This is a genomic window from Roseovarius tolerans (genome assembly GCF_900109855.1).
Classification (GTDB): Bacteria; Pseudomonadota; Alphaproteobacteria; order Rhodobacterales; family Rhodobacteraceae; genus Roseovarius; species Roseovarius tolerans.
The window spans coordinates 1-24535 of sequence record NZ_FOBO01000026.1 but is presented as its reverse complement, the minus strand read 5'-3'; the positions used below and the strand labels follow the sequence as shown (position 1 = coordinate 24535).

At 64.4% G+C, this 24535-nt stretch carries 25 protein-coding genes, 2 tRNA genes, 1 pseudogene and 1 other annotated feature; of the genes and pseudogenes, 15 read left to right on the top strand and 13 right to left on the bottom strand.

Annotated elements, in window-relative coordinates:
• Positions 1–56: 56 nt before the first annotated feature.
• Both BMX04_RS17815 and BMX04_RS17810 read left to right on the top strand, forming a co-directional pair.
• On the top strand, positions 57–893 hold the full coding sequence (locus BMX04_RS17815) for a sulfite exporter TauE/SafE family protein (protein ID WP_074788214.1): 837 nt from the start codon (positions 57–59) through the stop codon (positions 891–893).
• The gene (locus BMX04_RS17810; protein ID WP_074788213.1) at positions 887–1678 is read left to right on the top strand and encodes a hypothetical protein; all 792 of its coding nucleotides are present in this window, start codon (positions 887–889) and stop codon (positions 1676–1678) included. Before BMX04_RS17815 ends, BMX04_RS17810 begins: the two co-directional genes overlap by 7 nt.
• A gap of 91 nt (positions 1679–1769) precedes the next feature.
• Here the strand turns inward: BMX04_RS17810 and BMX04_RS17805 are convergent, their stop codons facing one another.
• Positions 1770–2456, bottom strand: a complete 687-nt coding sequence (locus BMX04_RS17805) for an endonuclease/exonuclease/phosphatase family protein (RefSeq protein WP_244888585.1) — start codon at positions 2454–2456, stop codon at positions 1770–1772.
• Between the two features lie 34 nt (positions 2457–2490).
• On the opposite strand from BMX04_RS17805, the gene BMX04_RS17800 reads away from it, so the two are divergent.
• Positions 2491–3144 carry a DUF2238 domain-containing protein gene (locus BMX04_RS17800; protein ID WP_235575777.1) on the top strand — a complete coding sequence of 218 codons (654 nt, stop codon included), beginning with the start codon at positions 2491–2493 and terminating at the stop codon, positions 3142–3144.
• Here the strand turns inward: BMX04_RS17800 and BMX04_RS17795 are convergent, their stop codons facing one another.
• The 5 genes and pseudogenes from BMX04_RS17795 to BMX04_RS17775 form a co-directional block, all read right to left on the bottom strand.
• Positions 3145–4566 carry a protein adenylyltransferase SelO gene (locus tag BMX04_RS17795; RefSeq protein WP_074788223.1) on the bottom strand — a complete coding sequence of 474 codons (1422 nt, stop codon included), beginning with the start codon at positions 4564–4566 and terminating at the stop codon, positions 3145–3147.
• A gap of 96 nt (positions 4567–4662) precedes the next feature.
• The gene (locus tag BMX04_RS17790) at positions 4663–6966 is read right to left on the bottom strand and encodes a xanthine dehydrogenase family protein molybdopterin-binding subunit (protein ID WP_074788211.1); all 2304 of its coding nucleotides are present in this window, start codon (positions 6964–6966) and stop codon (positions 4663–4665) included.
• Positions 6967–6969: 3 nt separating this feature from the next.
• Positions 6970–7422, bottom strand: a complete 453-nt coding sequence (locus BMX04_RS17785) for a (2Fe-2S)-binding protein (RefSeq protein ID WP_074788210.1) — start codon at positions 7420–7422, stop codon at positions 6970–6972.
• A 228-nt stretch (positions 7423–7650) separates the two neighbouring features.
• On the bottom strand, positions 7651–8100 hold the full coding sequence (locus BMX04_RS17780) for a GNAT family N-acetyltransferase (RefSeq protein ID WP_074788209.1): 450 nt from the start codon (positions 8098–8100) through the stop codon (positions 7651–7653).
• Positions 8097–9033, bottom strand: a pseudogene (locus tag BMX04_RS17775) (nucleoside hydrolase). The gene BMX04_RS17780 and the pseudogene BMX04_RS17775 overlap by 4 nt, the downstream one beginning before the upstream one ends.
• 307 nt (positions 9034–9340) lie before the next feature.
• Here BMX04_RS17775 and ihfB point away from each other — a divergent pair.
• The 5 genes from ihfB (at position 9341) to trpB (ending at position 12431) form a co-directional block, all read left to right on the top strand.
• On the top strand, positions 9341–9622 hold the full coding sequence (gene ihfB, locus BMX04_RS17770) for an integration host factor subunit beta (protein ID WP_050662556.1): 282 nt from the start codon (positions 9341–9343) through the stop codon (positions 9620–9622).
• Positions 9623–9625: 3 nt separating this feature from the next.
• A complete protein-coding gene (locus tag BMX04_RS17765) occupies positions 9626–9976 on the top strand; it encodes a lipopolysaccharide assembly protein LapA domain-containing protein (protein ID WP_074788208.1) in 351 nt (116 codons plus the stop codon).
• 10 nt (positions 9977–9986) lie between these two features.
• Positions 9987–10637, top strand: coding sequence for a phosphoribosylanthranilate isomerase (locus BMX04_RS17760; RefSeq protein ID WP_074788207.1), 651 nt, complete (start codon positions 9987–9989; stop codon positions 10635–10637).
• Complete coding sequence (locus BMX04_RS17755; protein WP_074788206.1) at positions 10634–11086, top strand: GNAT family N-acetyltransferase; 453 nt, start codon at positions 10634–10636, stop codon at positions 11084–11086. Before BMX04_RS17760 ends, BMX04_RS17755 begins: the two co-directional genes overlap by 4 nt.
• A 112-nt stretch (positions 11087–11198) precedes the next feature.
• The gene (trpB, locus tag BMX04_RS17750) at positions 11199–12431 is read left to right on the top strand and encodes a tryptophan synthase subunit beta (RefSeq protein ID WP_074788205.1); all 1233 of its coding nucleotides are present in this window, start codon (positions 11199–11201) and stop codon (positions 12429–12431) included.
• A 61-nt stretch (positions 12432–12492) separates the two neighbouring features.
• Here the strand turns inward: trpB and BMX04_RS17745 are convergent, their stop codons facing one another.
• The 3 genes from BMX04_RS17745 to BMX04_RS17735 all read right to left on the bottom strand — a co-directional run bounded on the left by BMX04_RS17745 (position 12493) and on the right by BMX04_RS17735 (position 14474).
• The gene (locus BMX04_RS17745; RefSeq protein WP_074788204.1) at positions 12493–12864 is read right to left on the bottom strand and encodes a DUF2237 family protein; all 372 of its coding nucleotides are present in this window, start codon (positions 12862–12864) and stop codon (positions 12493–12495) included.
• A gap of 19 nt (positions 12865–12883) precedes the next feature.
• Entirely contained in the window at positions 12884–13204 is a 321-nt protein-coding gene (gene hmuQ / locus BMX04_RS17740) for a heme-degrading protein HmuQ (RefSeq protein ID WP_074788203.1), read from the bottom strand.
• A gap of 106 nt (positions 13205–13310) precedes the next feature.
• Positions 13311–14474, bottom strand: a complete 1164-nt coding sequence (locus BMX04_RS17735) for a serine hydrolase domain-containing protein (RefSeq protein WP_074788202.1) — start codon at positions 14472–14474, stop codon at positions 13311–13313.
• 309 nt (positions 14475–14783) lie between these two features.
• Here BMX04_RS17735 and lon point away from each other — a divergent pair, with 309 nt between their 5' ends.
• Positions 14784–17195 carry an endopeptidase La gene (lon, locus tag BMX04_RS17730; RefSeq protein ID WP_074788201.1) on the top strand — a complete coding sequence of 804 codons (2412 nt, stop codon included), beginning with the start codon at positions 14784–14786 and terminating at the stop codon, positions 17193–17195.
• A 601-nt stretch (positions 17196–17796) separates the two neighbouring features.
• Here lon and BMX04_RS19875 read toward each other — a convergent pair.
• Positions 17797–18153, bottom strand: a complete 357-nt coding sequence (locus BMX04_RS19875) for a tail fiber domain-containing protein (RefSeq protein ID WP_420876417.1) — start codon at positions 18151–18153, stop codon at positions 17797–17799.
• Between the two features lie 323 nt (positions 18154–18476).
• Entirely contained in the window at positions 18477–18611 is a 135-nt protein-coding gene (locus BMX04_RS19780; protein ID WP_268784943.1) for a hypothetical protein, read from the bottom strand.
• A 186-nt stretch (positions 18612–18797) separates the two neighbouring features.
• On the opposite strand from BMX04_RS19780, the gene BMX04_RS19525 reads away from it, so the two are divergent.
• Complete coding sequence (locus tag BMX04_RS19525; protein ID WP_074788198.1) at positions 18798–19286, top strand: HU family DNA-binding protein; 489 nt, start codon at positions 18798–18800, stop codon at positions 19284–19286.
• Positions 19287–19304: 18 nt separating this feature from the next.
• Positions 19305–19379, top strand: a tRNA-Val gene (locus tag BMX04_RS17710).
• 73 nt (positions 19380–19452) lie between these two features.
• Here the strand turns inward: BMX04_RS17710 and BMX04_RS17705 are convergent.
• Positions 19453–20538: an acyltransferase family protein gene (locus BMX04_RS17705; protein ID WP_083398234.1), complete on the bottom strand. Its 1086-nt coding sequence runs from the start codon at positions 20536–20538 to the stop codon at positions 19453–19455.
• Positions 20539–20697: 159 nt separating this feature from the next.
• Positions 20698–20757, top strand: a sequence feature (sul1 is cis-regulatory element that is thought to sense ions involved in sulfur or methionine metabolism; They are found in Alphaproteobacteria).
• A gap of 62 nt (positions 20758–20819) precedes the next feature.
• Here BMX04_RS17705 and BMX04_RS17700 point away from each other — a divergent pair.
• Both BMX04_RS17700 and BMX04_RS17695 read left to right on the top strand, forming a co-directional pair.
• On the top strand, positions 20820–22310 hold the full coding sequence (locus BMX04_RS17700; protein ID WP_074788196.1) for a SulP family inorganic anion transporter: 1491 nt from the start codon (positions 20820–20822) through the stop codon (positions 22308–22310).
• Positions 22311–22324: 14 nt separating this feature from the next.
• A complete protein-coding gene (locus tag BMX04_RS17695) occupies positions 22325–23179 on the top strand; it encodes a universal stress protein (RefSeq protein WP_175477409.1) in 855 nt (284 codons plus the stop codon).
• A gap of 91 nt (positions 23180–23270) precedes the next feature.
• On the opposite strand, the gene BMX04_RS17690 is transcribed toward BMX04_RS17695, so the two are convergent.
• The gene (locus tag BMX04_RS17690) at positions 23271–23876 is read right to left on the bottom strand and encodes a DUF1989 domain-containing protein (RefSeq protein WP_050662543.1); all 606 of its coding nucleotides are present in this window, start codon (positions 23874–23876) and stop codon (positions 23271–23273) included.
• A gap of 130 nt (positions 23877–24006) precedes the next feature.
• On the opposite strand from BMX04_RS17690, the gene BMX04_RS17685 reads away from it, so the two are divergent.
• Both BMX04_RS17685 and BMX04_RS17680 read left to right on the top strand, forming a co-directional pair.
• A tRNA-Val gene (locus tag BMX04_RS17685) sits at positions 24007–24082 on the top strand.
• Between the two features lie 206 nt (positions 24083–24288).
• Positions 24289–24535: transposase (locus tag BMX04_RS17680; protein WP_139194616.1), on the top strand; the 247-nt coding region annotated here is incomplete at its 3' end.

Here is a 24535-nt window from a genome sequence, read left to right as displayed (position 1 = left end):
TTCCTCGGTCCCGGCGCGGTGTAAGCCTGCCCGCGAACAGATCCCGGAGCGCGCGCATGGCCATCCCCTTTCCCGACACGACCCTTCTGCTGCAAATGCTGGCGATGCTGCTGGTGATCGGCGCCTTCGCCGGGGTTTTGGCGGGGTTGTTGGGCGTGGGCGGCGGTATCGTTCTGGTGCCGTCGTTTTTCTATGCGTTCCAGACGCTTGGCTATGACGGGCCGCAGCTGATGCAGATCTGCCTTGCCACCTCATTGGCGACGATCATCGTCACTTCGGTGCGCTCGGTGCTCAGCCACAACAAGAGGGGCGCTGTCGATTGGGCGATCCTGCGGGGCTGGGCGCCGGGGATTGCGGTGGGGGCGGTGCTGGGCGTTCTGGTGGCGGCGAGCCTGCGCTCGACCACGTTGCAAGGGCTGTTTGGCGGGCTTGGTGTGATGATCGGGCTTTACCTGGGCTTTGGTCGGTCGCATTGGCGGCTGGCCGAGGCGATGCCGGTGGGCGTCACCCGTGCCGCGCTCTCGCCCGTGCTGGGGTTCCTGTCGGTGCTGATGGGGATTGGTGGCGGCAGTTTCGGTGTGCCGCTGATGAGCCTTTACGGCGTGCCGATTCACCGCGCAGTCGCCACGGCGGCAGGGTTCGGCGTGACCATCGCGGCCCCTTCGGTGGCGGGGTTCCTGTTTCTCGAGATCGCCGCCGAGAACCGCCCGCCGTTCACCATCGGGGCGGTCAATCTGGTGGCTTTTGCGGTGGTCATCGCGATGACGCTGGTCACGGCACCCTGGGGCGTGCGGCTGGCGCATGTGATGGACCCCAAGCCGCTCAAGCGGGTGTTTGCGGTCTTTCTCACGCTGGTGGCGCTCAACATGCTGCGCAAGTCCCTGGGATGGTAGAGGCGCTGCGCGACAAGGGCTGGGCCTGTTTCGCGACGGAGCCTGCGGTGCGGGACTGGGCGGCGCGCGCACGTCTCGTAGCCCTTGCGCGCATCGCCGACCCGCAGGAACGCGCAGAGTGGCTGCAATGCGAGAGGACGTGGTTCGTGGGGGTGGATACGCTGCCCAATGATCCCGAGGGCCGACTGGACGCAGGCGAGCCGCTGACCGGTGCGGCGTTTGAGGCGGCCTCCACGCTCTATGACAGGCTGCCGCTGCACCGGGGGCAGGTCTCGGTTGTCTATCCGGGTTATCCCCGACCACGCGCGGGCGAGGGCGAGGCGGCGTTCCGCTACCGGCAGAGACGCGATGCGGCGCATGTCGATGGGCTCTTGGCGGTGGGCGAGACGCGTCGCCGCATGCTGCGTGAACGCCATGCCTATATCCTCGGGCTGCCACTGAGCGAGGCGGGGCCTGGGGCCAGCCCGCTGGTCGTCTGGGAGGGCAGCCATCACATCATGCGCCGCGCCTTTGATGCGGCGCTTGGCGGTGTGGCGCCGCAGCATTGGGGGGAGGTTGACCTGACCGAGATATATCAGGCGGCCCGTCGCGAGGTGTTCGAGACCTGCCGCCGCGTGCCGCTCCATGCCCCCCCGGGTGGGGCCTATATGGTGCACCGCCTCGCCTTGCACGGCGTGGCCCCGTGGGGGCCGGGGGCCGAGGCCCCTAGGGAGGGCCGGATGGTGGCCTATTTCCGCCCTCAATTCGAGGACTGGTCCGATGATGCGTGGTTGCGGCTGCCTTGAGGTGTGGTGGGGGATGGTTTGGCGTTGAGCGGCGGTCTTCGACCGCGTATCGCGCAGGGTGCTTAAATCGGATGTCCGCGTCAGGCCATGCTCACCGTCTTGCCACGTCTGCCCAGACCGGCAGGTGATCGGACGCCACGCGCGCGGGGCGCGTGCGGTGGACGCCTGTGGCCAGAGCCTCCAGATCGGGGCTGAGCGCCAGCCGGTCGAGCCGCGCCACCGGGCGCGGGGCCGGAAAGCTGGGGCCGGTGGCCACGAAGCCGACCCCTTTCGCGGCGGCATCGAGCGCCGCCCCGCCGCGCCAGTCGTTGAAATCGCCCGCCAGCACCGTGGGGCAGGGCGCCAGCCGCGCGAGTGCGCGCATGATCGCGGCCACCTGCAACAGCCGGTGGCGCCGCACCAGACCCAGATGCAGCCCGACCACGCGTAGCGGCCCCAGATCCGTCTCCAGATCGGCGCGCACCGCGCCGCGCGGCTCCAGCCCCTGCAGCTCGATATGCTGGGTTTCGATCACCCGTAGGCCGGGCCGCAGCAGCATCGCGTTGCCATGCCAGCCGAGCGAGCCGCCGGGTTGGCCGAATTCCACCACGTGCCAGCCCTCGGCCTCGGCCATCTCGTGGGGCAGGGCGGCCATGCGGGGCGCAAGGCGCTTGTCGGCTTCCTGCAAGACGACCACCTGCGCGGCGAGGTCAGCGATCACGTTGAGGATGCGGTCCGGCCTGCGACGCAGGTCGAGCCCGACACATTTCTGAAGGTTATAACTTGCAATCCGGATCATCGACGCCCTCATTATGCCCTGATAGCATCGAAGAATGACAGGAGGCAGCATGTTTTCCGGCCAGACCCTGCTGACCCGGCTGATCTGGATGGCGCTCGGGCTGATCGCGCTCGATGCGCTGGTCACGCGGGAATGGTCGCTGGCCTTCATCGCGCTGGCCACGCTGGCGCTATCGATGGCCCCCGTAGTGGTGGCGAGATGGGCCGAGATCGACGTGCCGCCCAGTTTCCTGACCGCCATCGTGATATTCGTCGGAGCCACGCTTTTCGCCGGGGAGGTGCTCGATTTCTACGAGCGGTTCTGGTGGTGGGATATCGCGATGCATGCAGGCTCGGCCATCGGGTTCGGGCTGATCGGCTTTGTTCTGGTCTTCATGATGTTTCAGGGCGACCGCTATGCCGCGCCGCCCTGGGCGGTGGCGTTCTTTGCCTTCTGCTTCGGGCTGTCCATCGGCACGCTGTGGGAAATCTTTGAGTTCGCCATGGACCAGAGTTTCGGCATGAACATGCAGAAATCCGGACTGATGGACACAATGGGCGACCTGATCATCGACATGATCGGGGCGGGATTGGGGGCCGCGTCGGGCTTTGCCTATCTCAAGGGGCGCGCCTATGGCGGATTCACCGGCGTGATCGACGAATTCATCCGCCGCAATCCGCGCCTGTTCCGGCGGCTGCGCGACAAGTGATCAGGTGCCGCAGAACGTGGCGTGGACCACCTCTGCAGGTTCGGGTGGGCGCGTGAGATCTGCGGCGTCGGGCTGATCTTCAAATGGGTTTGCCAGCACTGACAAGAGACGCTCGAACGGCGCGTAATCGCCCGAGACCGCCGCGTCGATCATCTGCTCCACCCGGTGATTGCGCGGGATGACGGCGGGGTTGGCGGCGCGCATCACCGCCTCGGGGTCGTGTTCCCGTGCGATCCGCGCGTGCCAGGCTTCGGCCCATGTGTCGAAGGCGTCGCGATCAAGGAACTGATCGCGCGCGGTGCCGTCGAGAAGACCCCGGAACGTATTGGTGAAATCGGCGCGCCCTTCGGCCATGCGCGTGAGCAGGTCAGCGACAAGGGCGGCGTCCTCGGCACTGGCATTCTCAATGCCGATCTTACTGCCAAAGCTGCGGCGCCACTCGGTCTCGATCCGGTCGGGCATGGCATGGACAAGGGCGGTAAACTCCTCGATCGCGGCATCTTGGTCGGGCATCAAGGGCACGAGGGCGGTCGCAAACTGCGCCATGTTCCAGACGATCACATGCGGCTGGTTGTCATAGGCGTAGCGGCCATGGGCGTCGATTGAGCTGAACACGGTCTGCGGGTGATAGACATCCATGAAGGCGCAGGGGCCATAGTCGATCGTCTCGCCGGAAATCGCGGTGTTGTCGGTGTTCATCACGCCGTGGATGAAGCCCATCGAGAGCCAGCCCGCCACCAGCCGTGCCTGCCGCCGGATCACCTCAGCCAGCAGATGCGCGGGGCCCTCGATCTGCGGGTAATGGCGGGTGACCGTATAGTCGTAGAGCGCGCGCAGCCCTTCGATATCGCGGCGCGCGGCGAAATACTGGAACGTGCCGACGCGCAGATGGCTTGCGGCGACCCGGGTCAGAACCGCGCCGGGCATGCCGCCGGCCTCGCGGTAGACCGGCTCTCCGGTCTCGACGGCGGCGAGGGCGCGGGTGGTGGGCAGGCCGAGGGCGTGCATCGCCTCGGACACCACGTATTCGCGCAGCACCGGCCCGAGCCAGGCGCGCCCGTCGCCCATCCGGCTGTAGGGCGTTGGGCCGGAGCCCTTGAGCTGAATGTCGCGGCGGTGGCCTGCACGGTCCACCACCTCGCCCAGCAGGAGCGCGCGCCCGTCGCCCAGTTGCGGTGAGAACCCGCCGAACTGATGGCCCGCATAGACCTGCGCCAGCGGGTCCGAACCGGGTGGGACGGCATTCCCCGCGAAGACCTGCGCCAGCGTGGCCTCATCGGCCACGTCGATGCCCAAATCACCGGCAAGCGCTGCATTGAAGCGGATCAGGCGCGGTGCGCGCACGGGCACCGCCGTCTGCCGGGTGTAGAACCGCGCGGGCAGGGCGGCATAGCTGTTATCGAAAGGTATCTGCAGCGTCATACTGTCATACATAGTTGCGTCTGCGCCAAACGCAAACGCCGACGTAACCGGTTTTACAAGCTGTCGGGCCCCGCCGATGCGGCGCCCGGCCGTTTTTTACACCTGGGCACCCATGGGCAGGCTGCGCCGCCGCGTGCCGGTGGCGGCGAAGAGCGCATTGGCAAGCGCAGGTGCCACCGGTGGCACGCCCGGTTCTCCGACGCCGGTGGCGTGGACCGAGAACGGGTGTTCGACGATATGGGTGACGACGTTGCGCGGGTAGTTGTCAGAGCGCACCACGTCGTAATCGTAGAAGTTCGACTGCACCACCGCGCCGTTTTCATAGGTGATGCCCGAGTGCAGCGCCAGCGTCATGCCCATCACCGCGGCCCCCTGCATCTGGCTTTCGATACGCTCGGGGTTGGCGGCAAAGCCGCAGTCGATCGCGAGGTGCATCTCGGGGACGGTGATCCGGCCATCGACCAGTTTCACCCGCGCCGCACAGCCGACATAGGAGACGAAGCTGCGATGCACCGCGAGGCCGATGCCTTCGCCCTCGGGCAGGTTGCGGCCATAGCCGATCCCGTCCGCCGCGCGATTGAGAACCTCGGCCAGTCGCCCGGTTTCGATGGGGAACTCCTGCATCGGCTCGCCATAGTTCCAGAAATCTTCGGGCAGACCGTCGGCCGTGGGGTCCATGACGCGTGGCGCACCGATCAGGTCCAGCCACATCTGCCGCTGATCCCTGCCCAGCTCATGCGCCAACTCGCCCACGAAAGAGCCCACGGCCCAGGCATGCGGCACGTTCGAGACCGAGCGGAACCAGCCGATCCGCGTATGCGCCATGGCCTTGCCGCTTTCACAGCGGATATTGGCGATGTCAAACGGCAGGTCGGTCATGCCCATGCCCTGTTCGAGCGGCATCGGCAGGCCGTCGTCTGGGGCAAAGGTGCTCTTGATCGACGGGGCGACCGAGCGGTGCCGCCAGCCGGTCACCTGGCCCGCGTCATCGAGCGCCACCTCGATCCGTTCGGCGGAGGTGGTGTGGTAGAACGAGTGGCGCACATCGTCCTCGCGGGTCCATTGCACCCGTACCGGCGCGCCGACCTCGCGCGACAGAAGGGCTGCCTCGGTGACGTAATCGGCCTTGGATTTGCGACCAAAGCCGCCGCCCAGCAGGGTGACGTTCATCCTGACCTGTTCGGGGTCCAGCCCGAGGGCCTTGGCGGTGTCGAGCCGCGCGGTATAGGGGCTTTGCACCGGGGCCCAGATTTCGAGCGCGTCGCCAGTGTAATGCGCCACCGCCGCCGGCGGCTCCATCGGGATATGGGCCATGTGGGCCTGGGTATAGGTCTGCCCGAAGGTCCGGGCGGCCTTGGCAAAGGCATCCTCGATGTCGCCCTTGTCGCGGGCCACGCTGCCCGGCTTTTCGGCCGTCGCCTTCATCTCTTCCATGAACTGGGTCGAGCTGTAGTCGCCATGCGGCCCGGCCTCCCATTCGATTTCAAGCGCATCGCGGCCCTTGGTGGCGGCCCAGGTGTTGTCGGCCACTACGGCGATGCCGCCGAGCGGCGCGAATTTCTGCGCCAGCCCGCCATAGGGCAGTTCATGCACGGCGACCACGCCGGGCACCTCGAGCGCCTTGGAGGCGTCAAAGGATTTTGCCTTGCCACCGACCACGGGCGGGCGGGCGATGAGGGCGGTCTTCATCCCTTCAAGCATCACGTCAGCCCCGTAGACGGCGGCGCCGGTGGTGATGTCGCGCAGGTCGGTGATCTGGACCTCGCCCTTGCCCATGTAGCGGAATTCCGCATCCGTCTTGTAGGCGATCTCTTCATGGGACGGCACGGGCTGCGCCATGGCCGTCTCGGCCAGCTCGCCAAAGCCGAGGATCCGGCCATCGGGCGCTTTGACCTGATGCATCTCGACTGTCACATCGGCGGGGTCGATGCCCCAGCCGTCGGCCGCGGCACGGGCCAGCATGGTGCGCACCGCGCCGCCCATCCGGCGCGCGGCCTGAATGTGATGGCGCATCGAGCGCGAGCCGTCGGTGTCCTGATTGCCGTATTTCGGCTCGTCGCCCGGGGCCTGCACGATGGTCACGCGCGCCCAGTCGGCCTCCATCTCGTCGGCGATGACCATCGGGATAGAGCTGCGGATGCCGGTGCCCATTTCCGAGCGGTGCGCGACCAGTGTGACCGTGCCATCGCTGTCGATCGACACGAAGACCAGCGGGTCATCGACGATGCCGCGCGGCATCGCCGCCGCCCCGGTCTTGTAGGTCTCGAACGCCTCGGCGCGTCCGCCATAGGCGGCCAGCGTGAAGGCCCCGGCAATGCCCAGAAAACCGCGGCGCGACAGCTTGCTAAGATGCACGTCTGTCGTGGTGTCATCGGTCGTCGTTTCAAGATATTTCAGCATGGTTCAGCTCCCCGTGCTTGCGAGACGAACGGCCGCGACGATCCGCTGGTAACAGCCGCAGCGGCAGACATTGTTCGACATCGCGCTCAGGATTTCGTCATCGGTGGGTTTCGGGTTCTCGGCCAGAAGCGACGCGGCCTGCATGATCTGACCGGCCTGGCAGAAGCCGCATTGCGGCACGTTCAACTCGCGCCAAGCGGCCTGAAGCCGGTGGTCCCCCGATGGATCAAGGCCCTCGATGCTGGTCACCTCGCGGCCCTCGGCATCGCCAACCGTGAACTGGCAGGAGCGTTCGGCCTTGCCGTCGACATGGACGGTGCAGGCACCGCAGAGGCCCACGCCGCAGCCGTATTTCGTGCCGGTCGCCCCGGTGAGATCCCGGATCGCCCACAGGAGCGGCATCGAGGGGTCGTCGCCGACCTCGGTTTCGGTTCCGTTGAGTATGATTTTTACCATGGTTGAAATCCCTTCGCTGAGTCACGTTCGGCTCTGGCTTTGAGGTGCCGCCCGGGCAGGGGCTGCGGTCGTGCAGGTCCGGCCAGCGACCGATGCACGTCTTGAACTTAATAATGGCAGTGTGCGCCTTGTCGCTCAACGCGCAAGGGTTGTGCGAAAATCGGGTATTTGCGTCGGTGAAACAGGCAAGAACCCGCGCAGGCTGAGCGCGTGCAGGATCGGTCGCGGTCAGTCGAAGATGCGGGTCATCAACATGTAGTCGTCGCGCGGCGCAAATCGCAGACGTTCATAGAACGCCTGAGCAGAGGTGTTGTCGCGCCGCACTTCGAGATGCAGTGCCCGCAATCCCGCCCCGGCCAGCGCCTTGGGCAGGTTGCTGAGTACTTCCGAGCCGATGCCGCGCCCGCGCACCGCGCGACGGATGTAGATTTCATCGACGAAGCCGTCCATTCCGGCGAACTCCATCGACCAGCCAAAGCTGAGGATGACATAGCCGATGGGCGCGCGTGCCGGGCCGATCAGGTAGGCCACGCCATGCGGGCTGCCTGCAAGCAGCGGGTTCAGCGCGGCGCGGCGGGTGGTGTCGTCCTGCGCGATGCCGGTCTCGTCGTGAAAGGCTGCGACAAGGCTTGCCAGCCGCTCCAGGTCGTCAGGGCGCGCCAGGGTGAGTGCGGTCATAGCGTGGCCAGCCTTTCTGTCAGCAGGTCGAAGAACCCACCCGGGTCGATATCATGTAGCACCGTTGCGTTGGGTGTGCGACCGGTGACGCCCCACCAGTCCATCACGGTCATGCCAAGGGTCAGGTCCGATCGCGTCTCGACCGTCACGTTGACGGCGCGGGAGGTGAAAAGATCGGGGCGCAGGAGCCAGGCGATGGTGCAGGGATCGTGCAGGGGGCCGCCCTCGGCGCCGTAGCGGGCGGGGTTGTAACGCTCGAAAAAGCCGGTGAGATCGGCCACGGCGCGGCCCACGGGGGTGCCGAGGGCACGCAGTGCTTCGTTGCGGGCGGGCGTCACCAGCGCCTTGTGGGTGACGTCGAGGGGCGCCATCACCACGGGCACGCCTGCGCGCAGCACGATATCGGCGGCGGTCGGATCGACATGGATGTTGAACTCGGCCACCGGTGTCACGTTTCCAAGGGCCGAATGGGCGCCGCCCATGAGGACGATCTCTCGCACCCGCCCAACGATGTCGGGGGCCCGGGTGAAGGCGGTGGCGAGATTGGTGAGCGGTCCGAGGGCGACCAGCGTCACCGTGCCGGGCGCGGCGCAGCGTTTCGATCAGGAAATCCACCGCATGGGCCGGGTGCAGGGGCATCCGGGGTGCGGGCAGATCGGGGCCGTCAAGGCCGCTCTGGCCGTGCACATGTTCGGCGGTGACCAGATCGCGGCCGATGGGGCGGTCACAGCCCGCGCAGACCGGCAGATCGGGCCGCCCGGCCAGTTCGCAGATCATCCGGGCGTTGCGCGCGGTCAGCGCCAGCGGCACGTTGCCCGCGACACAGGTCAGGCCCAGCACCTCGATTTCCTCCGAGGCGGCCAGCGCCAGCAGGATCGCCACGGCGTCATCCTGTCCGGGATCGGTGTCGATGATGATCTGCCTGCGCGCCACGTGTCGTCCCTTCTGCGGTTGCGCGGACCATGCGTCCGGCGGGCGGCAATGTCCACCACTTCGCCGGTGCTGTCGGCATGGCCTTGCCAGCTGCGAATCATCTCAGGCGTGCCGCGCGGCAGCACCGTGCCGCGCTGCGGCACTGGGGCCGCAAAGCCGCATTCGGGTGCAAAACCTGTCGGGTACGGGAATTATTTCATAGTTATCCGGCTCTTGGCCCCGGCTTTCTGTTTGGGTTTCGCGTCATTCTGGATATAGTCGCCTTCAACTGCCAAGCACTCAAAAGAATGGCCGGGGGAGACCACCGATGATCCGATCGGAACTGATTCAGAAAATCGCCGACGAGAACCCGCATCTCTATCAGCGCGATGTCGAGCGTATCGTAAACACCATCTTCAGCGAGATCACCGATGCGCTGGCCAGCGGCAACCGGGTCGAGCTGCGCGGCTTTGGCGCGTTCTCGGTGAAAAAGCGCGACGCGCGGATCGGTCGCAATCCGCGCACCGGCGAAAGCGTGCATGTTGACGAGAAATTCGTGCCCTTCTTCAAGACCGGCAAGCTGTTGCGTGACCGGCTCAACGGAAAGTGACCCATGCGCTATATTCGCTACGCCTCCATCGCTGTCTTTGCGCTTGCCCTCGTGCTCATCGCACTGGCCAATCGCGGGGTGGTCAGCCTGCGGGTGCTGCCTGATGAGCTGGCAGGCTTTGCCGCCCTCAACCCGACCTATGACATGCCGCTCTTTGTGGTGATCTTCGGCGGAATTCTGGCAGGGCTGATCGTGGGGTTCATCTGGGAATGGATCCGCGAGGCGGGGGAGCGTGCCGCCGCCGCAAGGCAGGCGCGTGAACTGGCTAGCCTGCGCGCCGAGGTCAAGCGTCTGAAGGGCGAGAAGCACAAGGACAAGGACGAGGTTCTGGCGCTTCTGGATCAGGCGAGCTAAACCCGCGCCTATGAGCACCGATATTCGCGTCAAGATCTGCGGTCTGACCGCTGCGGCCGACGTGGCTGCCGCCGTGTCGGCGGGGGCGGCCTATGTGGGATTCGTGTTCTTCGGGAAATCGCCGCGTCATGTGACGGTGGACACGGCGCGTACGCTGGCGCTCGACGTGCCGCCGGGCGTGGCCAAGGTGGCGCTGACGGTCGATGCCGACAACGCGGCGCTCGATGCGCTGACAGACCGGGTGCCGCTCGATTTCCTGCAATTGCATGGTGAGGAATCCCCCGCGCGGGTGGCCGAGATCAAGGCGCGCTATGGTCTGCCGGTGATGAAGGCCATCGGCGTGGCCGAGGCGGCGGACCTGGCGCAAGTCGACGTCTATGCAAAGGTGGCCGATCAGTTGCTGATCGACGCCAAGCCGCCACCGGGGGCGACGCGCCCGGGCGGCAATGCGCTGGCCTTCGACTGGCGGCTGATCGAGGGGCGCGACTGGCCGCTTCCGTGGCTGCTGGCGGGCGGGCTGACGCCCGGCAACGTGGCGCAGGCCGTGGCGCGCACAGGGGCAAAGCAGCTTGACGTGTCGTCGGGGGTGGAGCGCGCGCCCGGCGTCAAGGACGCCAAACTGATCCGTGCCTTCATTGATAACGCGCAGGCGCCCGCTTGATCCGGTTCCGTCCGGCGCGACGCGAGGAGGTGCCGCAGATCGTGGCGCTTCTCCGGGATGACATGTTCGGACAGGGCCGTGAATCAGGCGACATGGATCGCTATGTTGCAGCCTTCGACAGCATGCGACAGGAGGGCGGCAACGAGGTGATCGTCGGCCTGGACCCGCAGGACAGGGTGGTCGCAACTTATCAGCTTACCCTGATCAGGGGCTTGTCGCTGGCGGCCGCGCGCCGCGCGCAGGTGGAGAGTGTGCGCATCGCGAGCCAACTGCGGGGCCAGGGGTTAGGCCACCGGATGTTTGCCGATGTTGAGGCGCGGGCGCGGGCCGCTGGCTGTGCTCTCGTCCAGCTTACGATGAATTCGACACGCGAGGATGCGCGACGCTTCTACGAGGATCTCGGCTTTGCCGCCTCGCATACCGGGTTCAAGTTGTATCTGGATACGTAAGCCCTTCCGCGCGCACGGAGCACCGTGTTCGAGCGGCATTGCAAACGCCTTTCACTTGCCCTCGCCGTGTCCTCGCACTAGGACATGCGGAAGCAAACAAGGGGCGTATCTCATGGCCAACGATCTATTCAACTCCTTCATGACCGGCCCCGACGAGAAAGGCCGGTTCGGCGATTTCGGCGGGCGGTTCGTGTCGGAAACCCTCATGCCGCTCATCCTCGAGCTGGAAGAGCAGTACGAGCATGCCAAGACCGACCAGAGCTTCTGGGACGAGATGCATGATCTGTGGACCCATTACGTGGGCCGCCCATCGCCGCTCTATTATGCCGACCGGCTGACGCAGCATCTCGGCGGGGCCAAGATCTATCTCAAGCGCGACGAGCTCAATCACACCGGCGCGCATAAGATCAACAACGTGCTGGGCCAGATCATCCTTGCGCGCCGTATGGGCAAGAGCCGGATCATCGCCGAGACGGGGGCCGGTCAGCACGGCGTCGCCACCGCCACGGTCTGCGCCAAGTTCGGGTTGCAATGCGTGGTCTACATGGGCGCGCATGATGTCGAGCGGCAGGCCCCCAACGTGTTCCGCATGCGCCTGCTCGGGGCCGAGGTGATCCCCGTCACCTCCGGGCGTGGCACGCTCAAGGATGCGATGAACGACGCGCTGCGCGACTGGGTGACCAATGTGCGCGACACGTTTTATTGCATCGGCACGGTGGCCGGTCCGCATCCCTATCCGGCGATGGTGCGCGATTTCCAGTCGATCATCGGCAAGGAGACGCGCGAACAGATGCAGGCCGCCGAGGGCCGTCTGCCTGACACGCTGGTCGCTGCCATCGGTGGCGGATCGAACGCCATGGGGCTGTTCTATCCGTTCCTTGACGACAAGGAGGTCAGCATCATCGGGGTCGAGGCCGGGGGCCACGGTGTCGACGACCGGATGGAGCATTGCGCCTCATTGACCGGCGGGCGGCCCGGCGTGTTGCATGGCAACCGGACCTATCTCTTGCAGGACGATGACGGGCAGATCCTGGAGGGGCATTCGATCTCGGCGGGTCTCGATTATCCCGGCATCGGCCCCGAGCACAGCTGGCTGCACGAGACCAAGCGCGCGCAATATGTCTCGATCACCGACAAGGAGGCGCTCGAGGCGTTCCAGCTGAGCTGTGCAATGGAAGGGATCATTCCGGCCCTGGAGCCGAGCCATGCGCTCGCCCATGTGATGAAGATCGCCCCCGATCTGCCGAGCGATCACTTGCTGGTGATGAATATGTGCGGGCGTGGCGACAAGGATATCTTCACTGTCGCCAAGCATCTCGGCTTTGATATCGAGACTGGTGGCTGATCGGCGGCTGGTCGGGGGGTAGGGGCGGCGTGGGCCGCCCCTTGCCCCGGTGACCGTCTGGTTAAGCCGGTGCGTGCTGTCGCAGCACATCCAGTGGCACGATGTCGAGCGCGCGCTGGTGCGTCGCGTCGAGCCGGACCTGTGGCGCGCAGCCCTCGTCGTGGGCTTGCAGGAAACGCGCGGCGCACAGGCACCACTGATCGCCGGGCTTGAGCCCGGCAAAGCCGAATTCGGGGCGCGGGGTGCTCAGGTCGTTGCCGACATATTTCGAATAGGCGAGGAATTCGGCGGTCATCAGGGCGCAGACCGTGTGACTGCCGTGATCCTGCGTGCAGGTGTTGCAATGCCCGTCGCGAAAGAACCCGGTGACCGGGTCGCTGGAGCAGGCGGACAGCGTCCCGCCCAGCACATTGACCGATTTCTCCATCTCCATCGCGCGTTTCTCCCGTCTGTCAGTATTCTTCGAGAACCGTCTCGAAGCCCTCGAATTGTGGTGGTCCCATCAGCGCATCGCGCGTCGTCCGATTGCCCGCGTCCTTGTGCGCCGCGCGAAACGCCTCGGACTTGGTCCAGGTGTCAAAGGCGTCGCGGCTCTCCCAGATCACGTGGCTGGAATAGAGCCTGTGCCCCTCGCCCTCGGGCCCCTTGAGCAGGCGGAACTCGCGAAAGCCCGGAACCTCGGCAAGATGGCTCTCGCGCTCGGCCCACATGCGCTCAAACTCGGCCTCGTGGCCGGGTTTCACCTGAAAGCGGTTCATCGCGATGAATGTCATGTCGTGCCCTTCTGTTTCCAGTGTCGCGTGAAAGGCTGGCTCGGTCCTTCAGGACCTCTTAGCTTGCGCCCTGACTATAGCGCCGTGGGCCCGCGCGGCAAGCGGATCAGGGCGCGGCGGCGATGCGGCGGAGCATGGCGATATTGCCGGTCTTGACACCCGGTTCGCGAAAGCCCCGATCGGCGGAGGTCACCACGATCACCGCGTCGCGCGCCCGGTCGATATAGATGTATTGCCCGTAGATGCCGTGGCCAAAGACCTCGCCGTCGCGGGCGTCTTCCGGCATCCACCATTGATAGCCGTATTGCAGCGCCCCCTCAGGCGTGGGGGCGCTTGGGGTGGTGGAGGCCCTGATCCAGTCCTCGGGCACCACCTGACGCCCCTTGTAGCGGCCCATCTGCTCGACCATCAGGCCAAAGCGCGCATAGTCGCGGGTTGTCAGGTTCAGACCGCCAAGCGCAAAGGCGACGCCCTCGCCATCGCTGAGGTAGTAGGGGTCGGCCTCAAAGCCCAAAGGCTGGATGATGTGCTCGGACAAAAGCCCCGGCAGGTCGCGCCCGGTCGCCCCGCGCAGCACCATGGCGAGCGCATGGGTGTCGATCGAGACATATTTCCAGCGTGTGCCTGAGTCTGCCGCGCGGGCCGTCAGGCCGGCCGCGAACCCGTCCATCGTGCCGCCAAGCGCCAGCACCCGGCCCATGCGGTTGATGTCGGAGTCGTAGTCCAAGTAGTCCTCGTCGAATTCCAGCCCGCTGGTCATCTGCAAGAGCTGGCGAATGGTGGTGCCGTCATAGGCGCTGCCCTGCAGTTGCGGGGCGTAGCGCGTGACCGGATCATCGAGCGAGGCGATCTGTCCCTCGGCCAGTGCGATGCCGAAGAGCGCCGACAGGAAGCTCTTTGCGACCGACCAGCTGATCCGGCGGTCATCGGCCTGCGTGCCTTGCAGGTAGCGTTCATGCACGATCCGGCCGTCGTGGAGCACCAGAAGCGAGGTGACGTTGCGCGCCTCGATCCATGTTGCGACGCCCTCGGGCAGGGTCATCTCGGGGCCTTGGGGCAGGGGCGACATCGGCCCGTCGCCGCGCGGCACGGGCAGGGTCAGGAAGGCGCGCTCCATGTTGGAGAAATTCGCGACGATCCGGGTGTCGTCGAAGAGCGTGTTGACCGCCCAGAGCCGCGTGATCTCTTCGCGTTTCCACAGGCCGACGACCACCAGTGCAAGCACCAGCGCCAGCATAATCCGGATCGTCCATTTCACGATTGCGCGCATGTCGGTTTCCTCCACCTTGCGCGAGCAGAGCCGATCGGAGGCCTGAAATCAAGCGTGACGCGGGGGCGTGACCAGCCTTAAACTATGGCAGACAGCATGGAAAATGCGGCTTGCAGAGGCAGGGTGGTGAAAATGCTGCAAATGTGGCGGAAAGAGGCCTTGTGGAGCACGACCGGGGCGGGCATTCTGCGCGACATCTGTTGAAACGGGGCCCGGTCTGCCCCAAGTAAGACCCAAGCGAAACGGAGAGGGCCGGGGCTGCCGCGAAGCCGGGGCCGGTGTCCTCTTGCCAAGAACAGGAAAACGAGCATGCAAGACCCACTCAACGCATCCTATCCCGTGCTGCCGCTGCGAGATATCGTGGTGTTTCCGCATATGATCGTGCCGCTTTTCGTGGGGCGCGACAAGTCGGTGCGCGCGCTGGAAGAGGTGATGCAGGACGACAAGCAGATCCTGCTGTCGAGCCAGATCGACCCCGCCGATGACGACCCCGCAGAGGGCGATATTTACCGCGTCGGCGTGCTGGCCAATGTGCTGCAACTGCTGAAACTGCCTGACGGCACCGTCAAGGTGCTGGTCGAGGGTGTGGCGCGGGTGCGCATCACCGAGTATCTGGAGAACGACGATTTCTTTGAGGCGCGCGCCGAATACATGAGCGAGACTCCCGGTGACGCGACCACCATCGAGGCGCTGTTGCGCAGCGTCGGCGACGAGTTTGCGCGCTACGCCAAGGTCAAGAAGAACATTCCCGACGAGGCGTTGGCCGCTGTGACGGATTCCGACGAGGCGGCAAAACTGGCCGATCTGGTGGCCGGGCATCTGGGCATCGACGTGGAGCGCAAGCAGGAACTGCTGGAGACGCTGAGCGTGAGCGAGCGGCTGGAGAAGGTTTACGGCCTGATGCAGGGCGAAATGAGCGTCTTGCAGGTCGAGAAGAAGATCAAGACCCGCGTCAAGAGCCAGATGGAGCGCACGCAGCGCGAATATTACCTGAATGAGCAGATGAAAGCCATTCAGAAGGAGCTGGGTGATGGCGAGGACGGCGAAGGCGAGATTGCCGAGCTGGAAGAGCGTATCGCCAACACCAAGCTGAGCAAGGAGGCCAAGGACAAGGCCGAGGCCGAGCTCAAGAAGCTCAAGAACATGAGCCCGATGAGTGCCGAGGCCACCGTGGTGCGCAACTACCTCGACTGGATGCTGGGCATTCCGTGGGGCGTGAAAAGCCGCGTCAAGAAGGACCTGCACAAGGCGCAGGACATTCTCGACGCCGATCACTACGGGCTTGAGAAGGTCAAGGAGCGCATCGTCGAGTATCTCGCGGTGCAGCAACGCAGCAAAAAGCTGAAAGGTCCGATCATGTGCCTTGTCGGCCCGCCGGGCGTGGGCAAGACGAGCCTTGGCAAGAGCGTGGCGCGATCGACGGGGCGCGAGTTCATCCGGATTTCTCTGGGTGGCGTGCGCGACGAGAGCGAGATCCGCGGTCACCGCCGGACCTATATCGGCTCGATGCCGGGCAAGATCATCCAGGCGTTGAAGAAGGCCAAGACCACCAATCCGCTTATCCTGCTCGATGAGATCGACAAGATGGGGCAGGATTTCCGGGGTGATCCGGCGAGTGCGATGTTGGAGGTTCTGGACCCGGAGCAGAACTCGACTTTCGTCGATCACTATCTGGAGGTGGAATACGACCTCTCGAACGTGATGTTCCTGACCACGGCCAACAGCTATAACATGCCGGGGCCGCTCCTGGACCGGATGGAGATCATCCCGCTGGCAGGCTATACCGAGGATGAAAAGCGCGAGATCGCCAAGCAGCATCTGCTGGACAAGCAGATCAAGAACAACGGCCTGAAGAAGGGCGAGTTCGAGCTGACCGACGCGGCGCTGACCGATATCGTGCGCTATTACACCCGCGAGGCCGGGGTGCGGAACCTCGAACGCGAGATTGCCAAGATCGCGCGCAAGGCGGTGACGCGCATCATCAAGGGCGAGGACAAGGCGATCACCGTGACGTCCGAGAACCTTGCCGATTTCCTGGGCGTGCGGAAATACAAGTTCGGCCTCGCCGAAGAGAGCGATCAGGTCGGTGTGGTGACCGGGCTGGCCTACACCTCGGTGGGGGGCGAATTGCTCAATATCGAGGCGTTGCGCCTGCCGGGCAAGGGCCGGATGAAGACCACCGGCACGCTGGGTGACGTGATGAAGGAGTCGATCGACGCGGCGTCTTCCTATGTCCGCTCGGTCGCGCCCGAAATCGGGGTGAAACCGCCGAAATTCGAGAAGTGGGACATCCACGTGCACGTGCCCGAAGGGGCGACGCCCAAGGACGGGCCTTCGGCCGGTCTGGCGATGGTGACCTCGATCGTGTCGGTGCTGACGGGCATCCCGGTGCGCAAGGATATCGCCATGACCGGCGAGGTCACGCTGCGCGGCAATGCGCTGCCCATCGGCGGGCTCAAGGAGAAACTGCTCGCGGCGCTGCGGGGCGGCATCAAGACGGTGCTTATCCCGCGCGATAACGAGAAGGACCTGACCGAGATTCCCGACAATGTGAAGGAGGGGCTCGATATCATCCCCGTCGATCACGTGCGTGATGTGCTGAAACTGGCGCTGATCCGCACGCCCGAGGCGGTGGACTGGGACGAGGAGGCCGAAGAGGCCGCCGCCGCCGAGGCCGCGCTCAAACCTGGCAACGAGGGCCGGGGGGCAGTTGCCCACTAAGAAAGTTGAAAATGCCCCGGAGATGATCCGGGGCATTTTCTTGATGGGGTATCGGTATGAGTGAAGAGCAGGTTTTCCGGTACGGCGTCGTTTGGTGCTGTGGATAGCCTGGTTCTTTCTGGTGCTGACGCCGCTTTACATCGCGATCTCCATCGCTGAGGGGCCGCCCTTTGAGCGCAAGATCCTGTTCGTGTCCATCATTGGTCTGACGACCGGATTCCTCAGTCTGAAAGCCGTTCGCAACGTGCGCGAAATCCGCATCGACGACGAGCGGATGCTGTTCCTGCCGGTCGGAGCGGAGTTGCGTTTTGCCGATATCGAGGGGATAGAGGTGCCAAGCTGGATGGACCGGCATGACACGCCGCCGCGGTCTCTGGGCGGACTGCGGCTGAGGATGGCCAGGAAAGAGCGCCGCATCGTTTTGGGGGCGTTCTCTCACTGGGACGAGGTCGGCGGTCTGTATCTCTATGGCTGCGAGAGCGATGCGATCCTTGACATACTGAACAGCCGCGTGCCCCGGTCTGAGCCGCGTCTGCCGGTACCGGGTTCACGGTGCGGGGCAAGCCCGCGCCGTGAGGGGATCAGTCGATCAAGGCCGGTGTCACGTGATCAGGCTGTAATCGACGGCGAGAAAGCCGCTTTCGTGGCGGCTGATGGCCTCCGGGCGCAGCCGGGCGACATCCTGCGCCATGGCACCGCGCATGCGTTGCGCATGGCCCTTGTAGCGAAATTCATAGATGCCGAAGCCCTGCGCCGAGGTGCCGACGCGCTTTATGTCGGTCTTGGCCCGTTCATCGCTGACCCCTACAACCGGATACGCCCCGCCTCCATGCGAAATGGTCAGTGCGGCGATGAACACGATTGCGAGTAGCGCGAACACGACGCCCTCTGGTCCGGCGCTGCTGCCGGGTCCGCCTTGGGTCGAGAGCGTGGCGGCGCGTATCTGCTTGGCGCTCATCTTGGCATTTTCGGTTGCGTGTGCCGTCCCGGTGAGGACAAGCGACGCGGCGAGTGTTGCCGCATAAATCTTCTTTGTCATGATATCCCCCGTTCTGAAACTAAGCTCGTGCAGGTGGATTAGTGAATAAATAAGGCGAAAACGAAAGTTGCGCAGACTGCACAAATGCCGACATATCGTAACACAACATGGCGTTTGAATAAAGTTTTAGCGACTTGCAACCTAAGCGTGAAAGGCCGAGGCGGACCGGGATGCTACAAAAAAGGGATCGCCGCGCCCTTTGCGGGCGCGGCGTTGTCCGAAGGACCGGGACAGTTGCGTGATCAGTTCAACGCGCCTGCGGCGGTCAGAATGACAAGAACCGCGTAGAGCGTGAAAAAGGCAATGTCCTGATTTTGCACCGACGACGATGTGGCCTCGGCTGCGACGATCTCGGGTGACACGACTGGATCTGACATACCGGCCGCTGTCGCGGGGGGCGCGAGCAGGGCAAGTGCGTGTTTCATTGTTGACCCTTTACATTAGTAAACAGAAAGATACCAATCTTTGTATCTTAGTCAACTCAGGCTGGCAATGCGGGCGGCTTCACGCTAGCCTCTCGGGACAATGCAAGCAAAAATGCAACTGAGCAACTGAGGCATATCATGGCGACCACGACCACGTCCAAGACGAGCAGGAGCAAGACCAGCAGCAAGACGACACGCGGCACGGCCAAGCCGGCGACCCGCGCTGCCGCGACCGACACGGCCCCGAAAGCGGCCCCCAAGGAGCCGGTGCAGGGGGTGACGCCAGTGGTGGTGACGGACACCCCGATCGAGAGCGCCGGGCCCGAGATGAAAAAGCAGGAGTTGCTCGACAAAGTTGTGTCGCGCTCCGACACCCGCAAGAAATTCGCCAAACCGGTGGTCGAGGCGATGCTGGAAATCCTCGGCGAGACGCTGGCCGAGGGGCGTGAGCTGAACCTGCCGCCACTGGGCAAGGTCAAGCTCAATCGCACCAAGGAAGGCGCGCGTGCCCGGGTGATCGTGGCCAAGATCCGGCAGTCGAAACAGGGCGGGAATATCCTGCCCGCAGATGTTGACGCAGAGAATGGCAGCGGCGTGAAAGATGAGGTTGCAGACCGCGCGGAGTGACGCTAAAAGCCGCCGCACGGGTGATTAGCTCAGTGGTAGAGCGCTTCGTTCACATCGAAGATGTCAGGAGTTCGAATCTCTTATCACCCACCATTTTTCCACCTCGCCATGGCGAGACAGATGTGAAACGGGCGCTCCCCTGACGGGTTGAGCGCCCGTTTTTCGTTCAGGCCGACGGGGCTGCGGCGTGGCGCTGGCGCGGGTGGGGGCGGAAGCGGCGGAACCAGGCTTCGAGCGTGCGAAAGCTGATCTCGGCGATCAGGACCGACAGCAGGCTGTAGGCGGCGAGCAACACCCAGTCATGCGCGATCCCGGCAAGGCCAAGCGCGCGGTTGGTGATGTCGAGCGCGATCAGGTGATAAAGGTAGATGCCGTAGCTGACCGCGCCCACGCGTGCGATCAGGGGCTGGCGCAGGACGCTGAGCCCGGCATTGTCCTCGCGCAGGACGAGGGCGGCGAGGGTCGCGTTCATCAACGTGTGGATGAGCAGGTTGGGCCAGCCACGGATCTCGAAGGGGGTGAGGTGAATGGCGAGGGCGAGCAGGGCAAAGCCTGCCAGCGCCGACCAGCGTCCACCAAGCACGCGGGTGGCCAGGGCATGACCGCGCGGGTGGTCGAGCGCCAAGGCCAGCAGCGCGCCCATGATGATCGGGGCATAGGTCGCATTGGGCAGCTTTAGCGTGAGGGGGCCGATCTGTGGTGCGGTGAGGCCGAAAACCCCCATGCTGCCCAGCACATTCGCCGCCACCACGATCAGCGCAAGCCAGACCAGCGGGCGGCGGGTGAGCAAGAGCATCAGCAGCGGCCAGATCACGTAATACTGTTCTTCGACCGCGAGCGACCATGTGATCGAGAGCGTGGGGATGTGATCGGTGAGGAAGTTCGACAGAAAGAGGTAGTAGAACGGCACGAGGTTGGCGAGGTCTGAGCGCCCTTTAAGGCCGACATAGTAGAATGAGACCGCCGTGACCACGAACATGTAGACCGGCAGGATACGCAGGGCGCGGCGGATGTAGAAATCGCGGAGCGAGAATTGCCCGTAATCGCGCGCCTCGCGCAAGAGCAGCGTGGTGATCAGGAAGCCGCTGAGCACGAAGAAGAAATCGACGCCGAGAAAGCCGCGCGAGAGGATCTGTATATGGTTCAGGTCGCCGGGGGTGGCGTGATGCCAGAGCACCATCGAGATGCAGACGAAGCGCAGCCCGTCGAGATTGGCGAAATGGCGACGCTCCTGGTATCCGCGAAATTCCAAATGACTGTTCCCGCATCCCTGCGCCCCCGAGGTCAGACCCTACTGCGGCACCGTGGACCGATCAAGCGCGGCAGTGGCCTTGCGCGGGAAACAATGCTGCAATGCGGCAGAAACAGGTTGGCTTTTGGCCCCGGGGCGGCTAAAGCCTGCGGCCAATCGACTGGACTGCGGGTGCAACTCCTGCGGTGGCTCTTCCGGCCGCTTATCCGCCGGATCATTGGAACCTGCAAAGACGCGCAATCGGGCCGGGCTCGCCCCGCCGGATGAGGGACGGATTTCACATGATTTCACTCGATGCCTATCGGGCACAATGGTTTGGCAATATCCGGGGCGATGTGCTCTCGGGTCTGGTGGTGGCGCTGGCGCTCATCCCCGAGGCGATTGCCTTTTCGATCATCGCGGGCGTGGACCCCAAGGTGGGGCTTTATGCCAGTTTCTCGATTGCGGTGATCACCGCGATCACCGGCGGGCGGCCCGGCATGATCTCGGCGGCCACCGCCGCGACGGCGGTGCTGATGGTGACGCTGGTGAAGGATCACGGGCTGGAATACCTGCTGGCGGCGACGGTGCTGGCGGGGCTTATCCAGATCGGCATGGGCGTGCTGCGTCTGGGATTTGTCATGCGCTATGTCTCGAAATCGGTGATGACCGGGTTCGTCAACGCGCTCGCCATCCTGATCTTCATGGCGCAACTGCCGGAGCTTGATCCCCGCCACGTGCCATGGATTACCTATCTGCTGGTGGCGGCGGGGCTGGGGATCATCTATCTTTTCCCGCTGCTGACCAAGGCGGTGCCCTCGCCGCTGGTGACGATCGTCGTTTTGACGGTGCTGGCGTTTGTCCTGGGCCTCGATGTGCGCACGGTGGGCGATATGGGCGATCTGCCCGACACGCTGCCGGTGTTTCTGATCCCCGACATTCCGCTGAGTTTCGAGACGCTGATGATCATCCTGCCCTATTCGGTGGCGGTGGCGGTCGTGGGCCTGCTCGAAAGCCTGATGACGCAGAACATCGTCGATGACCTGACCGACACCAAATCGAACCGCTCTCAGGAGATGGTCGGGCAGGGGATTGCCAATACCGCGACCGGGTTTATCGGTGGTATGGCGGGTTGCGCGATGATCGGGCAGTCGATCATCAACGTCAAATCGGGCGGGCGCGGGCGGCTGTCGTCCTTTGTGGCGGGTCTGTTCCTGCTGATCATGGTCGTGGGGCTGGGCGATGTGGTGAGCATGATCCCGATGGCGGCCCTTGTGGCGATCATGATCATGGTGTCGGTCGGCACGTTTTCCTGGTCGTCGATCAAGAACCTGCGCGAGCATCCGCGCTCGTCCTCGATCGTGATGATCGCGACGGTGGTCACGGTGGTCTATACCCATAACCTCGCGATCGGGGTGCTGGTGGGTGTGCTGTTGTCGGGCATCTTCTTTGCCGGCAAGATCGCGCAGCTGTTCCGGGTCACGAGCGAGGCGTCGAAAGATGGCCGCGTGCGCACCTACCGGGTCGAGGGGCAGCTTTTTTACGGGTCGGTCGAGGACTTCATGAATGCCTTTGATTTCAAGGAGGCGCTGGATAAGGTCGTGATCGACGTGAGCGGCGCGCATATCTGGGATATCTCTTCTGTGCAGGCGCTCGACATGGCGGTGCTGAAATTCCGCCGTGACGGCGCGGATGTGGAGATCAGGGGCATGAACGAGGCCTCGGAGACAATTGTCGACAAGCTGGCGATTCACGACAAGCCGGGTGCCATCGACACCCTGATGTCGCATTGATGGAGGGAATGAGCATGACGCAGAAGGTCATCGCACTGGTGGATGGGTCGGTTTATTCGGCCTCGGTCTGCGATCACGCCGCATGGATCGCACAGCGCACCGGCGCGCCGGTCGAGTTGCTGCATGTGCTGGGGCGGCGCGAAGGGTCCGAACAGGCGGATCTGTCGGGCTCGATCAAGCTGGGCGCACGGTCGGCGCTGCTGGAGGAATTGGCCGCACTCGATGAGCAGCGCGCCAAGCTGGTGGCGCATCGCGGGCGCGCGATCTTGGAGGATGCGCGCGCGATTCTGGAAAAGGCCGAGGTCAACGAGATCACCACGCGGCTGCGCCACGGCGACATCGTCGAGACGGTGGCCGAGGTCGAGAAGGACGCGCGCGTCATCTTGATCGGCAAGCGTGGCGAGGCCGCCGATTTCGCCAAGGGGCATCTGGGATCGAACCTGGAGCGGATCGTGCGCGCGAGCCACAAGCCCGTCTTCGTGGCCGCCCGCGCGTTCCGGCCCATCGAAAAGGTGCTGGTGGCCTATGACGGCGGCACCTCGGCGATGAAGGCGGTGGATCACATCGCGCGCAGCCCGCTTTTCGCCGGGCTCAAGGTGCATGTGGTGACCGTGGGCCATGCCACGCCCGAGGTGAAGAAGGCGCTGGAGGATGCGAGGGCGCTGTTGCAGGCGGCGGGCATCGAGGCCGAAACCGGGGTCATCGCAGGCCAGCCCGAGACGGCGCTTGGCAAGCTGGTCGAAGAGGCCGATTTCGACATGGTGGTGATGGGGGCCTATGGTCACAGCCGCATCCGCAGCTTGATCATCGGCTCGACCACAACCGAGATGGTGCGCTCGTGCAAGGTGCCGGTGGTGCTGATGCGCTGAGGGTGGAGTGCAAGCACGCCTTGATTCCGCGCGGGGCGTGAAAGTCGACTGTCCGTTCCAAGCGACAACCCATCCAAATCAGGCCCGACCGTCAACGCCCCACTATTTCGAAATGCGCCTCGGTGGGCACGCAGGCCGCACCGTTGATCGGCAGGATATCCTGCGGGCAGGCCGACATGGCGACGATGCAATCCATCACCGCGCGCAGCACGACATGATCACCCGGCTTGCTGAGCGGTTCGCCCCAGCTGGTGCGTCCGTCGGCATCCACGGGAATGTTCATCCACAGGTTCAGCGGGCTGGGTGTCTCGGGGGACGTCAGGCCAAGCTGGCGCAGGGCGGCGTGCAGGTTGTCGGTGCAGTTGTCGTGATACTCGGTGCAGCCCAGAAGGCCGTAGCGGTAATCGTCGCAGGCCGCGATCAGCGTGTCGTGGCGACCGGGCGAGGTGTCTTCCTCGAACATCAGGATCGGGCGGCGGCGATTGCTGACGAGTGCATCGCCCGCCGTGGGAAAGATGCGGCCAAGGGTGGGCCGGATATGCTCCATCGACATGAATTCCCCCATGTCGTCGGCGCTGAACGCCCATGTGTCCACGACCTGCGCGCCATGCGTGTTGATGATGCGAATGGCCTCGCCCGCGCCGAGCCGCGTGGCGGTGCCGCGTCGGGCCGGGATGCTGTGCTGCGCGTGGGTCATGCGGATGGTCTCCGTGCAATGCGTGATGCGCGCAGGCTAGCAGGATCGCGGCTACAGCCAAGCGTGATTTGATCGCCGGCGCCGAAAGCCTCTTGCGCAGGAACGGAGCCTTGGCTATCACGCGCCGCACGGGTGATTAGCTCAGTTGGTAGAGCGCTTCGTTTACACCGAAGATGTCGGGAGTTCGAGTCTCTCATCACCCACCAGTCTTTCTGCACTATGTATCAGGCACTTATGAGGATTGCGCAAGTTGCCGCGCAGCCTGCATATTAGCGTCCGCTGCGCCTCCGCTGCACTTAGACCCTGAAGATGTCTCCAATCAATGGAGAAGGCTTATCCCCTTCGTTCCGGCGGCACAGGATGTTGTGCCACCGGGCTTGCAAATCTGTGATGTTCGCTTATTGTTCCGCTCATGCCAGCCAGATGGAAAAACGATAGACCTATGTCCCGCCAAGCGTTCGACGCGCTTTTTTTCGATGAGGAAGCGTGTTCGGAGTATCTGGCAGAACGACGCTGGCCGGACGGCTTCGTCTGCCCCTCTTGTGGCACCTGCAAGGGTTGGCCTCTCAAGCGAAATCGGGCGACCTGGGAATGTGCTGGCTGCGGGCGACAGACATCCGTGACGGCTGGCACGGTGATGCACAGCAGCCACCTGCCAT

Excerpts from the sequence above, each read along its gene's own strand:
- BMX04_RS19875 (WP_420876417.1), bottom strand. The coding sequence starts at position 18,153 with ATGAGCGCCAAGCAGATACGCGCCGCCACGCTCTCGACCCAAGGCGGA.
- BMX04_RS17760 (WP_074788207.1), top strand. The coding sequence starts at position 9,987 with ATGAGCACCGATATTCGCGTCAAGATCTGCGGTCTGACCGCTGCGGCC.
- BMX04_RS17690 (WP_050662543.1), bottom strand. The coding sequence starts at position 23,876 with ATGACCCACGCGCAGCACAGCATCCCGGCCCGACGCGGCACCGCCACG.
- BMX04_RS17765 (WP_074788208.1), top strand. The coding sequence starts at position 9,626 with ATGCGCTATATTCGCTACGCCTCCATCGCTGTCTTTGCGCTTGCCCTC.
- BMX04_RS17815 (WP_074788214.1), top strand. The coding sequence starts at position 57 with ATGGCCATCCCCTTTCCCGACACGACCCTTCTGCTGCAAATGCTGGCG.
- BMX04_RS17695 (WP_175477409.1), top strand. The coding sequence starts at position 22,325 with ATGACGCAGAAGGTCATCGCACTGGTGGATGGGTCGGTTTATTCGGCC.
- BMX04_RS19780 (WP_268784943.1), bottom strand. The coding sequence starts at position 18,611 with ATGTCAGATCCAGTCGTGTCACCCGAGATCGTCGCAGCCGAGGCCACA.
- trpB (WP_074788205.1), top strand. The coding sequence starts at position 11,199 with ATGGCCAACGATCTATTCAACTCCTTCATGACCGGCCCCGACGAGAAA.
- BMX04_RS17790 (WP_074788211.1), bottom strand. The coding sequence starts at position 6,966 with ATGCTGAAATATCTTGAAACGACGACCGATGACACCACGACAGACGTG.
- BMX04_RS17745 (WP_074788204.1), bottom strand. The coding sequence starts at position 12,864 with ATGGAGATGGAGAAATCGGTCAATGTGCTGGGCGGGACGCTGTCCGCC.
- hmuQ (WP_074788203.1), bottom strand. The coding sequence starts at position 13,204 with ATGACATTCATCGCGATGAACCGCTTTCAGGTGAAACCCGGCCACGAG.
- BMX04_RS17735 (WP_074788202.1), bottom strand. The coding sequence starts at position 14,474 with ATGCGCGCAATCGTGAAATGGACGATCCGGATTATGCTGGCGCTGGTG.
- BMX04_RS17780 (WP_074788209.1), bottom strand. The coding sequence starts at position 8,100 with ATGACCGCACTCACCCTGGCGCGCCCTGACGACCTGGAGCGGCTGGCA.
- lon (WP_074788201.1), top strand. The coding sequence starts at position 14,784 with ATGCAAGACCCACTCAACGCATCCTATCCCGTGCTGCCGCTGCGAGAT.
- BMX04_RS17800 (WP_235575777.1), top strand. The coding sequence starts at position 2,491 with ATGACAGGAGGCAGCATGTTTTCCGGCCAGACCCTGCTGACCCGGCTG.
- BMX04_RS17795 (WP_074788223.1), bottom strand. The coding sequence starts at position 4,566 with ATGACGCTGCAGATACCTTTCGATAACAGCTATGCCGCCCTGCCCGCG.
- BMX04_RS17810 (WP_074788213.1), top strand. The coding sequence starts at position 887 with ATGGTAGAGGCGCTGCGCGACAAGGGCTGGGCCTGTTTCGCGACGGAG.
- BMX04_RS19525 (WP_074788198.1), top strand. The coding sequence starts at position 18,798 with ATGGCGACCACGACCACGTCCAAGACGAGCAGGAGCAAGACCAGCAGC.
- BMX04_RS17785 (WP_074788210.1), bottom strand. The coding sequence starts at position 7,422 with ATGGTAAAAATCATACTCAACGGAACCGAAACCGAGGTCGGCGACGAC.
- BMX04_RS17805 (WP_244888585.1), bottom strand. The coding sequence starts at position 2,456 with ATGATCCGGATTGCAAGTTATAACCTTCAGAAATGTGTCGGGCTCGAC.
- BMX04_RS17700 (WP_074788196.1), top strand. The coding sequence starts at position 20,820 with ATGATTTCACTCGATGCCTATCGGGCACAATGGTTTGGCAATATCCGG.
- ihfB (WP_050662556.1), top strand. The coding sequence starts at position 9,341 with ATGATCCGATCGGAACTGATTCAGAAAATCGCCGACGAGAACCCGCAT.